Genomic DNA, 12985 nt, shown 5'->3' with positions numbered 1-12985 from the left:
TAGCGGAGCGTCAGGCGTGGACGACCGCGATCTCGTCCAGCGGGCGACGGGTGCGCGGCGCGGACTCGCGGGTGCGGAGCGGCTCGGGGAGCGCCTCCGCGTCGCCGAGCGTTCCGAGCGCGGTGACGGAGACCGGCACGTAGCGCTCGCCGAGGTCGAACGCCTCGCGCAGCGCCTCGGCGTCGAAGCCGCCCATCTGGTGGGCGTGCAGGCGGTCGTGGTGCGCCTGGATGGTGAGGTGCGCCACCGCCTGACCCAGGTCGTAGGTGGCCCAGCGGAGTTCCTTGCCCTCTTCGTCGACGACCTCGGCGGCGGCCACGATGAGGACTGCGGCGGATGCCGCCCAGACCGTGTTGAAGCCGGCCAGACGCTCCACGATGGTGTCGAACGCCTCGCTTCCGCGGCGCGCGACGATGAAGCGCCACGGCTGCGTGTTGGCCGCCGAGGGCGACCACCGGGCGGCTTCGAGCGCCGAGCGCAGCGTGAGGTCGTCGATCCCGATGCTGGGGTCGAACGCACGGGGGCTCCAGCGATCGGCCAGAGCCGGCAGCAGGGGCGCCGACGTGTCAGCGGAGCGGGTGGTGGTTTCAGCGATCGACATGAGGCTCCTTCAGCGGATGATCGAGTGAGACGCTGGCTCCATTGCCTGGCTATATCCATGTGAACACATAAGAAGGTCGAAAATTCCCGCGAGAGCGCCACCGCGACAAAGGAAAGGCCCGCCGGGCGTACTGCTGCACCGACGGGCCCTTCCTTTTACGTCACCACATGCCGAAGAACCGCCAGACAGTGACGTTGGCGATCCAGGCCGCAAGCTCGAAGAGCGAGATCACGATCGCCCAGATCGCGAGAGCGCGGCCGCGCTGAGGGATGTTCTTCAGCTGTGACAGAGCCACGAATCCGACGATGAGACCCGCCGGTGCGACGAACCACGCGAGGATGAACGCCGCGACCGCGGCGGTGTTCCAGCTGTTCGCGGGAAAGGTGGTGGTGCTGGACATGGTGTCCTGCCTTTCTGGGTAGTGGGCTAGTGGCTACTTCTTGTTGACCGTGTTGCCCACGCCGGTGATGTCGGCCGGCGTCGTCAGCTGACCGCCGTAGGTGACGGTGTTGCCCGCGCCGACGATGCTGATCGTCTGGACGGCGCCCAGGTCGATGGTGCTGGTCCCGCCGGTGATGCCGAGGTCGGTCGCGGAGGCGGCGCTCAGTTTGGTCTCGCTACCGGTCAGTTCGACTTTCTTCACCTTCGCCGCAGTCAGCGTGAGGTTGATGCCGACGATGTTCAGGTCGCCGGCGTTCCGCAGCTTCGCCGTGTAGTGCGTCCCGCCGAGCTCGACATCCCCGCAGTCCGCGTCGAACGTGACGGTTCCCTTGTCGCCGAACAGGTCGACCTTGGCGGTGGCATCCGCGCAATGGACGGTGAGCGTGGTGTCCTTCAGCTTGATCTTGGTGAGCTTGCCTGCCTCGGCTTTCACCGTGGAGCCGGACTTCAGCGTGGTCTTCACGGAGCCGACCGTGACCTCGGCGGAGTTCTTGGCGACGGAGTCCAGGTTCTTGCCGTTGACCTGAACGCCGGTGCAGCCGGCGGTCAGCCCTACGGCGACGGTGGCGACGAGGAGGGGGCCCGCGATGCGGGTTGCTGTGCGAGTGAACATGATGCTGCCTTTCGTTGGCGATGGAGGGGCACCGGGGAACCGGCCTCCGCTACCGCTGGATGATGGTGTTGTCGACGCCCGCGATCTGCGGTGTCGAGGTGCCCGTGCCGAGGTAGTCGACGAGGTTGCGCCTGCCGCCCACCGCGAGCGCCTGCACATTCATGAGGGAGACGAGGTTCGACGTGCCGCGGACGGTGGTCGTGCCGCAGTCGTTGTCGACCGTCACGTCGCCGTCGTGGCCCTCGATCGTGAGCCGGGCGGTGTCGCCCGAGCAGTGGATCGTGAGCTTGGCGGTGTTCAGACGGACAGAGGTCTGGGCGTTCTTCTCTGCTCTCACGACCGTCCCCGCTTTCACCAGGGAGACCGTGCTGCCGACCGTGACCACGGCCTGACCCTCCGCCATTGCGGTGGCGGCCGCATCCGGTGCGCCGGAGCACCCGGTCAGCGCTGCGGCTACCGACGCGGCCAGGAGCGCCGCGCCCAGGCCGCAGAGAGCTCCGCAAAAATGCATGCATAAGCCTTTCTGTCGACGGTGGTCAATGCACGGATGCACCAGGTGTTAAGACGCGGCGTGCGCAGGATCATGACGCGCCGCCGGACCCGATTCGCCGCCCCGCGTGAACGGCAGATGACGCACGTGTAAAAGTTCGTAACATTCGCCGGCCTCGGAATTGCCCCTCAACCGGGGTACATGATTCGGGCATCCCGGGCGCGTCGCCACGCCCGAGGCGGATCGCTGACAGTTTTCTCCGATTTGTCTTCCGATCAGCACATCTTCCCAAGCACGCGCCGAGAGTCGATGCCTGCCCACGGCTCTCCGCGGTTGTCCGCGTGTCTGCGGACAGGGGTCGGCGGGGGACGACGCGACACGCGGGAGCGACCCGTTCGACCCCCACTTGCGGGGTCGTCCCCATGCCACGTAGAACTGTCACCACCCGAACCCGACCAGATCCCCAGCGCTGCGGATGCCACCCACCCCCAACGTGAGAGGTCCCGCCGTGTTCATCTTCCTGTTACAGCTCCGCCACATGCTCGGCGGCCACCCAGAGTTCTACCTCTTCGCCATCTACTCCGCCCTGATCTGGGTCATCTGGATCGTCAAAGTCCTCATGTCCCGCCGCTACCGCGCCTACACCGGCGAGTTCCACGGCACGACCAGCGTCGTCGTCCCCGTCGTGGACGAACCCCTCGACCTGTTCCGGGACGTGCTCGGGCGGATGGTCGAGCAGAAGCCGGGCGAGATCATCGTCGTCATCAACGGCGCCCCCAATCCCGAGCTCGCCGAAGTGTGCGAGGAGTTCGCGCCGCTGGTGCGCTGGGTGCACACGCCCATCCCCGGCAAGCGCAACGCGGTCATGATCGGCACCAAGATGTCCACCGGTGAGATCACGGTGCTGGTCGACTCGGACACGATCTGGACCGAGGGCACCCTCCCGGAGCTCGTCAAGCCGTTCGCCGACGACCGCGTCGGCGGCGTGACGACGAAGCAGCGCATCCTGGAGCCGACCCGCAGCTGGATCACCCGCTGGGCCGACTGGCTCGAGAACTCGCGAGCCCTGTACTCGATGCCCGCGCAGAGCGTCGTCGGGCAGATCGGCTGCCTCCCGGGCCGCACGATCGCCTTCCGCCGGTCGATCCTGATGCGGGTCATGGACAAGTTCATGACCGAGAAGTTCCTCGGCGTCTTCCTCGAGGTCTCCGACGACCGCACGCTGACGAACCTCACCCTCAAGGAGGGTTACCGTACCGTCTACCAGCACACGAGCCTGGTCTACACGGATGCGCCGCTGAAGGTGAAGAAGCTCTTCAAGCAGCAGCTCCGCTGGGCGCGCGGCAGCCAGTACAACACCTTCCGGATGCTCCCGTGGATGCTCGGCCACGCACCGCTGCTGGCCTTCTTCTTCGTGATGGACATCCTGCTCCCGTTCATGCTCGCCGGGGTGATCGGCGGCTGGGTGTACCGCTCGATCACGGGCGGCGGCTACAACTTCTACGAGGGCTTCCTGAAGTCCTACGGGATCGAGGGCGGCATCCTCACGATCGTCGCCCTGATGGTCGCCTCGTCGGTGATCAGCATGTCGATCCGGCAAGTCCGCCACCTGTCGGAGAAGCCGAGCGACTTCTTCCGGCTGCCGGTCTTCATCATCGTCTCGACGTTCTTCCTCATGCCGATCCGGCTGATCGGGTTCTTCCGCATGGCTCACGCGAGTGGATGGGGCACCCGCGCCGGTGCCTACGCCGGCGGTCCCGCCGAGATCAGCTCCGAGGCGGAGATCGCCGCGCACACGTCGAGCGCCGACGAGGCAGCACCGTCCCGTCCCGCCCTGCCGGACTCCGTCGGAGGCATGACGACCGCGACCGCGCTCGCCACCCGCACGCAGCTCGCCACCCGCACCGAGGTGGCCACGCGGGCCGAAGCCAAGGCGGCTGCCGCATCCACTCCGTCCCCGACCAAGAAGACCAAGAAGGCGCGCCGTCGGCTCAACCCGCTCGCCGCCATCCCGTACCTGATCGGTATCGCGATCCTGACCCTGGAGGCTCTCTTCCTTGTCTGACCAGACCGCCCCCGCCCGGGCCGCCGTGTGGTGGTCCCAGTCCAAATCCCGTTCGCAGGCGACCGCCGCTGCCGCGATCCTCCTCACCGCTGTGCTCGTCGGCATTTCCGCTTACGTCTGGGTGTCCCCGACCGGGGCGCCACTCCGGAAGGCCGTCGACCAGGCCGCCGAGACTGTGACACCGTTCGCCGCCCAGAACGCCGAACTCAAGCGCAACCTCGACCGCGCCACCGAGACCATCGCCTCCCAGAAGGGCAAGCTCACGGCGATGCAGAAGGCGAGCCTGGCCTCCCAGGCGGCTACCGCGAAGCAGCTCGCCACCGCGCAGCAGAAGGCCGTGGCTGCCGAGAGCCAGCTCGCGAGCGTCAAGGCGCAGCTCGCCGCAGCTCAAGCGAAGGGGAGCTCCGGCTCGACCGCCTCCGGCTCGACCGCGTCGGGAACGCACGGCTCGGGGTCCGGCTCGTCCGGCGGGTCGTCGGCCGCGCCGATCACCGCGCCGGCCCGCGCCGAGCTGCTCAACCCGTCCAAGCGCTACTTCGGCATGTACACCGAGCAGGCTCCGTTCAACTGGGCCACCCTCGACGCCACCAGCGCGAAGATCGGCGTCTCGCCCAACATGGTCGGCTACTTCAGCGGCTGGGATGAGAACTTCCGCGTCAACGCCGTCACCCGCTCCTGGCAGCAGGGCCGCATGCCGCTGATGACCTGGGAGTCGCGCCCGATCGGCGACGACAACAACGTCGTCGACTCCCCGGAGTACTCCCTCCCGAACATCATCGGCGGGAAGTTCGACACCTATCTGCACCAGTACGCCAAGGACATCGTGGCCACCGGGCTGCCGCTCGCGATCCGCCTCGACCACGAGATGAACGGCAACTGGTACCCGTGGTCGGAGAGTGACGGCAACGGCGGCACCATCAACGGCAACAACCCCGGCGACTACGTGAAGATGTGGCAGCACGTCCACGACATCTTCCAGCAGGAGGGCGCCAACAACCTGGTGATCTGGGACTGGTCCCCGAACATCGTCAACAAGCTGTCGCCGTCGCTCCGGTCGGAGGCGTACCTCCGCTCGCTCTACCCGGGGGATGCGTACGTCGACTGGGTGGGCCTGTCCGGCTACCTGCGCCCGCCGTACAAGGCGGACCAGCAGTACACGTTCGATTACACCTTCAAGCCGAGCCTCGACATGCTCCGGAACATCACAAGCAAGCCCATCCTGCTGTCGGAGGTCGGCGCCTCCGAGATCGAGGGCCACAAGGCGGCGTGGGTCACGTCGTTCTTCGAGGCGCTGGGCCGGCCCGAGAACTCCGACATCATCGGGTTCGGCTGGTTCAACCTCGCCATCACGAGCTACGTCGGGGGTGAACGCGCCACCAACGACTGGCGTATCGACTCCCGCTCCGACTCGCTCTCCGCGTTCATCGCGGGCATCACCAGACCTGAGGACGACTTCGCCCTCACCCCCGCTCACTGAGCCACTGAAAGGACGATCGACATGACCGCTCCCAAGAAGTCCAAGGACCAGCCCGCTCCCCGCATCAGCGTGATCGGCACCGGCTACCTCGGCGCCACCCACGCGGCCGCCATGGCCGAACTCGGCTTCGACGTCGTCGGCGTCGACACCGACCCGCACAAGGTCGAGGAGCTGAAGGAGGGACGCGCTCCGTTCTTCGAGCCCGGCCTGTTGGAGCTCATCCGCCGGAACGTCGCCGCCGGCCGGCTGACCTTCACGACCGACCTCGCCGAGGCCGTGGCCGTGTCCGACGTGCACTTCATCTGCGTCGGGACGCCACAGCAGTCCGGCTCGTTCGCTGCCAACCTCTCCTACGTGGAGGCGGCGGCGCGGGGGATCGCCGAGAACCTCACCCACGACGGCCTGATCGTCGGCAAGTCCACCGTCCCGGTCGGGACGGGAGCGCACCTGCGTGCGATCATCGCGGACGCAGCACCGGAGGGGATCGGCGTGGAGCTCGTCTGGAACCCTGAGTTCCTGCGCGAGGGCAAGGCGGTGGATGACACCCTCTCGCCCGACCGTCTGGTCTTCGGCGGCACCTCTCCGGCAGCGGAGGCGACCCTCCGCCGCATCTACGAGAAGCCGATCGCCGAGGGCACCCCGGTGCTCGTCGCCGACCTGCCCACGGCGGAGCTCGTGAAGGTCAGCGCCAACGCCTTCCTCGCGACGAAGATCTCGTTCATCAACGCGATCGCCGAGGTGTGCGACGCGGCGGGCGCCGACGTCTCCCTGCTCGCGGACGCCCTCGGGCACGACGTGCGCATCGGCCGCCAGTTCCTGAATGCAGGACTCGGCTTCGGCGGCGGCTGCCTCCCGAAGGACATCCGGGCGCTCATGCACCGCTCGAACGAACTCGGGGCGCACGCGGCGGTCGGCCTGCTCCAGCAGGTGGACGAAATCAACATGGGCCGTCGCCAGCGCGTGATCGACCTGGCGCTGAAGGCGCTCGGCGGCTCGGTGCTCAACCGCAGGATCGGCGTGCTGGGCGCAGCGTTCAAGCCGCACACGGACGACGTCCGTGACTCGCCGGCGCTGAACGTGGCCGCCGCGCTGCACCTGCGCGGAGCCCAGGTCGTGGTCTACGACCCGCAGGCCCGCGCGACCGCCCAGAAGCTCTTCCCGACCCTCGGCTACGCGGACTCGATGGAAGAGGCGCTCACCGGCGCCGACCTCACGGTCGTGCTCACGGAGTGGGACGAGTTCACCACGGCCGACCCGGCCGAGGTCGGCGCCATCGTCCGCGGCCGCACCGTGATCGATGGCCGTAACTGCCTCGACGCCGGCACGTGGAACCGCGCCGGGTGGAACGTCCTCGCCATGGGCACCGTGCCCGAGGTCGCCCCGCTCGCCGACGACCTCGCGGCGCTCGCCGCCGTCCGCTAGCCCTAGCCCCCTCCGCCGAGGTGCTCGTAGTTGCGCCCCCGCACGGCGTGTCGGCGACCACTACGAGCACCTCGGCATCCTGAAAAGAGGAGAAGAACGTGACCAGTTATGTGACCAAGGCCGTCATCCCGGCGGCAGGGCTCGGGACCCGGTTCCTTCCGGCTACCAAGGCCATGCCCAAGGAGATGCTGCCCGTCGTCGACAAGCCGGCCATCCAGTACGTCGTCGAGGAGGCGGTGACCTCCGGCCTCCACGACGTGCTGCTGATCACCGGCCGCAACAAGAACGCGCTCGAGAACCACTTCGACCGCAACGCCGAGCTGGAGGACGCGCTCGCCAAGAAGGGCGACATGGACCGCCTGCTCAAGGTCAGCTACTCCACGTCGCTCGCCGACATGCACTACGTCCGGCAGGGCGACCCGAAGGGTCTCGGCCACGCAGTGCTCCGCGCCAAGATGCACATCGGGCACGAGCCGTTCGCGGTGCTCCTCGGCGACGACATCATCGACGCCCGCGACCCGCTTCTGGCCAGGATGCTGGAGGTGCAGCACGCGCTCAACACCACGGTCGTCGCCCTGATGGAAGTGCCGCCGGAGTCCATCCACCTGTATGGTGCCGCAGCGGTGGTGGAGACCGACGATGACGACGTGGTGCGGATCACCGGCCTCGTCGAGAAGCCGAACCGCGAGAACGCGCCGTCGAACTACGCGGTGATCGGCCGGTACGTGCTGCGTCCGGAGATCTTCGACATCCTGGAGAAGACGGAGCCGGGCAAGGGCGGCGAGATCCAGCTGACGGATGCGCTGGAGGGCCTCGCAACGGCGCCGGCGTGGACGGGTGGCGTGCACGGCGTGATCTTCCGCGGCCGGCGCTATGACACCGGAGACCGGCTGGACTACCTGAAGGCGATCGTGCAGATGGCGGTCGCCCGGGAGGATCTCGGCCCCGAGCTGCTGCCCTGGCTGAAGGAGTTTGCGACGACCGCCGGCCCTGCGGAGACCGCGCCCATCCCGACGTTCCCGGCGCTGCCGACGGTCACACCTCAGCCGGTCGCCCCCGCGGCGAAGTCCAGGCCGGCGAAATCCGAGCCGGCGAAGCCCGCCCCCGCCAAGCCCGCCCCGGCGCTCGCGGAGCCGCCCGCCCGCGAGCTGCTCCCCACCGCCGGAGCCTGACCCGCCCCGAGCTCTAGTGGTCCCGACACGCCGTTACTCCGACCCCCGTAACAGCGTGTTGGGACCACTAGACGTATGGCGTCAGTCCAGGCCGAGACGTTTCAGCGTGTGCTTGTCGTCGTGGCCGGCGTCGCTCTCGACCTCGTCGATGGCGATCGGGATGCTCGGCCCGACGGCGAGCCACACGAAACCGTCGCGGTGCACCAGCGGCACCAGGTCCGTCGTCCCGTCGCGGAGCAGCGTGCGCACGCGCTTGAGCAGCGCGTAGCCTTCGGACGGCTTGGTCACGTATGTCTTTCGGCGGTAGTGGATGACGTGGGCGAGCGTCTTCGCGCTGAGCCCGGCGACCTCCGATTCGGGGATCGCCTCCGCGCTCGGCGCGCCGGTGGTTCGGGTGTCGGTCATGGAACGCACGGTACGCCGCCTGCGCTAGCGTCGACAGGTGCATCTGCCTGACCCCGCCACCCTCGACCGCCTCGCGGACCGCGGCTGGCCGGCGCTCGAGCGCGAGCCGTTGCAGGGATGGACGCTGCGCGCCTCGTCCGGCGTCACGAACCGCGCCAACTCGGTGCTCGCGTCCGGTCCCGTCGACGACCTGGAGACGGCAGTGGATGCCGCTGAGCGCTGGTACGCCGACCGGTCGCTCCCCACAGTGTTCCAGGTGACGTCCGCGTCGCCGCCCGCCCTCCCGGAGGTGCTCCGGCGGCGCGGGTATCGCGATCACTCGCTCACCGACGTCCTGGTGGCCGAGCGCTCGACCGTCGCTGCGGAGTCTCAGGTCACAGAGTCGCCGGCTGTGCGGATCACGGATCATCCGGACGAGGGCTGGCTCGACACCTGGTGGTCCGTCGACGGTCGCGGCGGAGCCGTCGAGCGCACCGTCGCCGCGCGCATCCTCACCGGCGGACCGGCGCTCTACGCCGCCCACGGCGACCCAGCGGCTCCAGACTCGGTGGCCCGGCTGGCGCTGGTGGACGAGTGGGGCGGCCTGTTCGCCGTCGCGACACGGCCCGGCGCCCGGCGTCGCGGCCTTGCCCGCGCACTCGTGCACGCACTGAGCACGGCATCCGACGAGCACGGCATCCGCGGCCTGTGGCTGCAGGTGCTCGCCCGCAACGCCCCGGCGCACGCGCTCTACGCGTCCCTCGGCTTCCGGCCGGCGTCGCTACGCGTACTGGTCCCTCTAGGTCAGAGGCGCGGTCTCCCGCCGATACGACGCCAAGAACGTCCCGGCGTACAAGGCCGCAGCCACCAGGAAGCCCGCGGCCATGATGTACGACGCCCAGTCGCTGCCGAAGCTGATCGTGAGCACGCCCGCGAGGAAGGTGACGACGATCACGATCAGCCCCCAGAGCGCCAGCCGCTGGCCGACGTCGGCGGCGCGGGCGGCGAGGAGCACGCGGATGCTGACGACGACCAGACCGATGGCGATCAGGATGTGCAGGATCACGATGATCGTGTCGACGACGATGACGAAGGTGCTCTCCGGCTCGCCGATGAGGTTGGCTGCCATGCCGAGCAGGTACTGAACGGCGAGTGCGGCCAGCGCCTCCCGGGATCGGCGTCGGAGGTTCGCGGCAGGGGTCACCGCGGCGGCGGGTGTAGACATGAGCGCTCCTCGAGGAGAGACGGCTAGTACGTGCGCGTCAGTCTGCCCGTTCGCACTCCGCTGCAACAGTCCCGTTCACTCCCCGAAGATCGCCCGCAACTGCTCGATGGGCGCCTTCGGGCGCCGGTTCTCGAAGACGAGCCCGTTGGTCTCCTGCCCCGTGTCGGCCAGCTGCGTGTAGCAGTAGCCGGCGAGGGGAGCGGAGGAGCGCACCGCGCCGACCAGGGCGCGCAGCCGCTCCACCAGGTCCTCCTGGCTCGTCGCGGTCGAGTAGCCCCACGCGTCGGCCGGCCCGTTCTCGGTGTACGAGATGCCGCCGAACTCCGTCAGCATGATGGGTGCATCCACCCGCTGCTCCGGGTCGACGATGAGCCGTCGGCCGGGCAGGGTGAAGGGAGCGCCGAGGATCCCTTCGCGCGTCGCGTAGCGCTCCCGCACCCGCTCCGGGTCGTGGTCGTAGTCGTGGATCGAGAGGATGTCGGACGCCGCGTGCTCCCACCCGTCGTTCGAGATCACGGGCCGGCTCGGGTCCACCGTCTTCGTCAGGTGCACGAGCGCCTTCGCGTACGACACCATGCGCGGGTCGTGCGCGAGGTGCTGTACGCCCCAGCTCTCGTTGAGCGGCACCCACGTGACGATCGAGGGATGCGATCGGTCGCGGTCGAGGATGGCGGACCACTCCGCCATGCTGCGCCGCACCGCCTCGGGGCTGAAGGCGTAGGCGGCCGGCGCCTCGCCCCAGACCAGGAGGCCCAGCTTGTCGGCCCAGAACAGAAAGCGCGGGTCCTCGTACTTCTGGTGCAGCCGCGTCGCGTTGAAACCCAGGTCGAGGATGAGCTGCGCCTCGGCCCGGAGGGCGTCCGGCCCGGGGGCGGCGGAGTGCGACTCCGGCCAGTAGCCCTGGTTCAGCACCGAGCGGAGATAGAGGGGGCGGTCGTTGAGCAGGAAGCGGCCGCCTTCGACCGCTGCGGAGCGCAGACCGAAGTACGACGCGACCACGTCGTCGGCGCCCTCGGGCCGGGAAAGCGTGACCGTCGCATCCAGCAGCGTGGGGTGCGCCGGCGACCAGAGCAGTTCCTCGTAGGCCTGCCCGTTCGTCTGGCGGTGGATGCGAAAGGGCACCTCGAGCTCGCGCCCGGAGACCATCGTCTCGACGCTCGCGAGCGTCTCCGCTCCGAGCGCGACCGTGACGCGGACCGTCGTCCCGGCCGGAGCCGGGCGGCTCAGCCGGAGCTGCGCGGTGACCTCGCCGGCGGGGACGTCGGTGAGCCAGTGGAGCTGCTGGATGCGGACGTCAGCGACGGCCTCCAGCCACACCGGCTGCCAGATGCCGGTCGTCCGGTGGTACCAGATCGAGTGCGGGTGGTGGCGCCAGTCCTGCTTGCCGCGCGGCTGGGCGACGTCGGCCGGGTCGTCCTCGGCGCGGACCGTGATCGAGAAGTCGCCGTCGCCGGCGAGGTCGGTGATGTCGAGGGAGAAGGGCGTCGAGCCGCCCTCGTGCGTGCCCGCCGAACGCCCGTCGATCCACACCTCGCAAGAGTGGTCGACGGCGCCGAAGTTCAGGACCAGGCGCTCGCCGGTCGGCACCTCGTCACGGAGGACGGTGCGCTGATACCAGACGACGGAATGGAAGCCGGTGTCGCCGACGCCCGAGGCCTCCGACTCGAACGGGAACGGCACGTGGATGACACCGGTCAGCGACGCGGACCGCTCCCAGTGCTCGCGGCGGCCGCGGTCGTCGTCGTCGAACGCGAACGACCAGGGACCGGACAGGTCGAGCCAGTCGGCCCGGACGAGCTGCGGTCGCGGGTAGCGACCCTCCTGGGCGGTGGCCGCATCCACGCGGCGTTCCTCGGTGAGCATCCACTCAGCATGCACGATTCATGCAGCGCTGTAAAGTCACATCTCCGCGGTCACGGAAGGGCGGGTGCGCTCTCCCGCACGACAAGCGAGAAGGGCGCGAGCTCGTGCCGGCCCATCCCGTCGAAGCCGGAGATGCGCTCGAGCAGCATCTCGACGGCGCGAGAGGCGAGCCCGCGCATGTCCGGGGCGACGGAAGTGAGCGACGGATAGGTCACCGCCGTCATCGGCGTGTTGTCCCATCCGGTCACCGCCACGTCGTCCGGCACGTGGATGCCGCGCTCCTGCAGCGCCCGCAGCGCGCCGATCGCGGCCAGGTCGTCACGGCAGACCAGGCCGTCGAAGCGCAAGCCCGCGTCGAGCGCGGCGCCGACGGCGCGCACGGCGTTGCCTGCGGAGACGGCGACGCTCGAGATCATCAGCTCGGGCTCCGGAGTGAGGCCCGCGTCCTCCAGCGCCTGCTGGTAGCCGGCGATGCGCAGCTTCGAGGTGCGGGTCGGACGCGACGACTCGTGCCCGGCGAACGCGATGCGTCGGCGGCCCTGGGCCAGGAGGTGCTCGGTCGCGGTGCGCGCCGCCTCCACGTTGTCGATCATGATGCGATCGACGGTGAGCGGCGCGGCGTTCTCGCCCAGCACGACGAGGGGGATGTCGGTGCGCGTCTGCGCCAGCTCGGACGAGTTCATGACGCTCGGCTGGAAGATCATGCCGTCGACCAGGCCCGACTCGCCGGCGGAGATGACCGCCCGCTCGCCCTCGATGGTGCCCTCGGTCTGCTCCAGCAGTACGCGGTAGCCACGGCGCTCGGCCTCGTCGGCCACCACCCGGGCGAGCTCCGCGAAGTACGGCAGGGTCACGTCGGCGAAGGCCAGCGCGAGGAGGCCCGTACGGCCGGTCGCCAGGCGGCGGCCCATGACGTTCGGGCGGTAGCCCAGTTCGTCGATCGCGCGCTGCACGCGCTCACGCATGGCTGGGCTGACGTGCGCGTAGTTGCGGACGACGTTCGAGACGGTCTTCATCGACACGCCGGCGTGCTCCGCCACATCCTGGAGCCTGACAGCCATCGTGCCTCCTTCCGCGTCATCGAGTCGTTGCTCGCTGGGTCACTCTACAGCGAGCCCTCCAATGAAGACATTGTGAGGTTGACACACCTTGTTCAGCGCTGTAAATTCGCCAAGCATGCCGAGTGTACCGGCTCTAGCACCACCGATCACGCTGCCGCCCCGACGGATGGG

12 protein-coding genes and 1 pseudogene are annotated in these 12985 nt (G+C 69.0%); 5 read left to right on the top strand and 8 right to left on the bottom strand.

Features of this window, described 5'->3' with window-relative positions; genetic code table 11:
* Window positions 1–10: 10 nt before the first annotated feature.
* The 4 genes from AB7E03_RS11190 to AB7E03_RS11175 form a co-directional block, all read right to left on the bottom strand.
* Entirely contained in the window at window positions 11–601 is a 591-nt protein-coding gene (locus AB7E03_RS11190) for a nitroreductase family protein (RefSeq protein ID WP_489941481.1), read from the bottom strand.
* A gap of 160 nt (window positions 602–761) precedes the next feature.
* On the bottom strand, window positions 762–1001 hold the full coding sequence (locus AB7E03_RS11185; RefSeq protein WP_489941480.1) for a DUF4190 domain-containing protein: 240 nt from the start codon (window positions 999–1001) through the stop codon (window positions 762–764).
* Between the two features lie 33 nt (window positions 1002–1034).
* Window positions 1035–1655, bottom strand: coding sequence for a hypothetical protein (locus AB7E03_RS11180; RefSeq protein ID WP_489941479.1), 621 nt, complete (start codon window positions 1653–1655; stop codon window positions 1035–1037).
* A gap of 49 nt (window positions 1656–1704) precedes the next feature.
* Complete coding sequence (locus AB7E03_RS11175) at window positions 1705–2166, bottom strand: DUF3060 domain-containing protein (protein WP_489941478.1); 462 nt, start codon at window positions 2164–2166, stop codon at window positions 1705–1707.
* Window positions 2167–2653: 487 nt separating this feature from the next.
* Here AB7E03_RS11175 and AB7E03_RS11170 point away from each other — a divergent pair, with 487 nt between their 5' ends.
* From AB7E03_RS11170 to galU, 4 genes are all read left to right on the top strand, one after another.
* The gene (locus tag AB7E03_RS11170; RefSeq protein WP_489941477.1) at window positions 2654–4210 is read left to right on the top strand and encodes a glycosyltransferase family 2 protein; all 1557 of its coding nucleotides are present in this window, start codon (window positions 2654–2656) and stop codon (window positions 4208–4210) included.
* The gene (locus tag AB7E03_RS11165) at window positions 4203–5687 is read left to right on the top strand and encodes a glycoside hydrolase family 26 protein (RefSeq protein WP_489941476.1); all 1485 of its coding nucleotides are present in this window, start codon (window positions 4203–4205) and stop codon (window positions 5685–5687) included. The genes AB7E03_RS11170 and AB7E03_RS11165 overlap by 8 nt, the downstream gene beginning before the upstream one ends.
* A 21-nt stretch (window positions 5688–5708) precedes the next feature.
* Window positions 5709–7109 carry a UDP-glucose dehydrogenase family protein gene (locus tag AB7E03_RS11160; RefSeq protein WP_489941475.1) on the top strand — a complete coding sequence of 467 codons (1401 nt, stop codon included), beginning with the start codon at window positions 5709–5711 and terminating at the stop codon, window positions 7107–7109.
* 98 nt (window positions 7110–7207) lie between these two features.
* A complete protein-coding gene (gene galU / locus AB7E03_RS11155) occupies window positions 7208–8281 on the top strand; it encodes a UTP--glucose-1-phosphate uridylyltransferase GalU (RefSeq protein ID WP_489941474.1) in 1074 nt (357 codons plus the stop codon).
* Between the two features lie 81 nt (window positions 8282–8362).
* Here galU and AB7E03_RS11150 read toward each other — a convergent pair whose 3' ends face one another.
* On the bottom strand, window positions 8363–8686 hold the full coding sequence (locus AB7E03_RS11150; protein ID WP_441780780.1) for a hypothetical protein: 324 nt from the start codon (window positions 8684–8686) through the stop codon (window positions 8363–8365).
* A 37-nt stretch (window positions 8687–8723) separates the two neighbouring features.
* Between AB7E03_RS11150 and AB7E03_RS11145 the strand changes: the two are divergent.
* A pseudogene (locus AB7E03_RS11145) lies at window positions 8724–9383 on the top strand (GNAT family N-acetyltransferase); the annotation flags it as partial.
* A gap of 81 nt (window positions 9384–9464) precedes the next feature.
* Here the strand turns inward: AB7E03_RS11145 and AB7E03_RS11140 are convergent.
* The 3 genes from AB7E03_RS11140 to AB7E03_RS11130 all read right to left on the bottom strand — a co-directional run bounded on the left by AB7E03_RS11140 (window position 9465) and on the right by AB7E03_RS11130 (window position 12814).
* On the bottom strand, window positions 9465–9890 hold the full coding sequence (locus AB7E03_RS11140) for a hypothetical protein (protein WP_489941473.1): 426 nt from the start codon (window positions 9888–9890) through the stop codon (window positions 9465–9467).
* 75 nt (window positions 9891–9965) lie between these two features.
* Window positions 9966–11753: a glycoside hydrolase family 2 protein gene (locus AB7E03_RS11135; protein ID WP_489941472.1), complete on the bottom strand. Its 1788-nt coding sequence runs from the start codon at window positions 11751–11753 to the stop codon at window positions 9966–9968.
* Window positions 11754–11803: 50 nt separating this feature from the next.
* Complete coding sequence (locus AB7E03_RS11130) at window positions 11804–12814, bottom strand: LacI family DNA-binding transcriptional regulator (protein ID WP_489941471.1); 1011 nt, start codon at window positions 12812–12814, stop codon at window positions 11804–11806.
* Window positions 12815–12985 lie beyond the last annotated feature (171 nt).

The sequence above is a fragment of the Leifsonia sp. RCC_180 genome (assembly GCF_058138205.1).
Note: the sequence above shows the minus strand (reverse complement) of the source record. Positions and strands in the feature narration are given on the sequence as shown.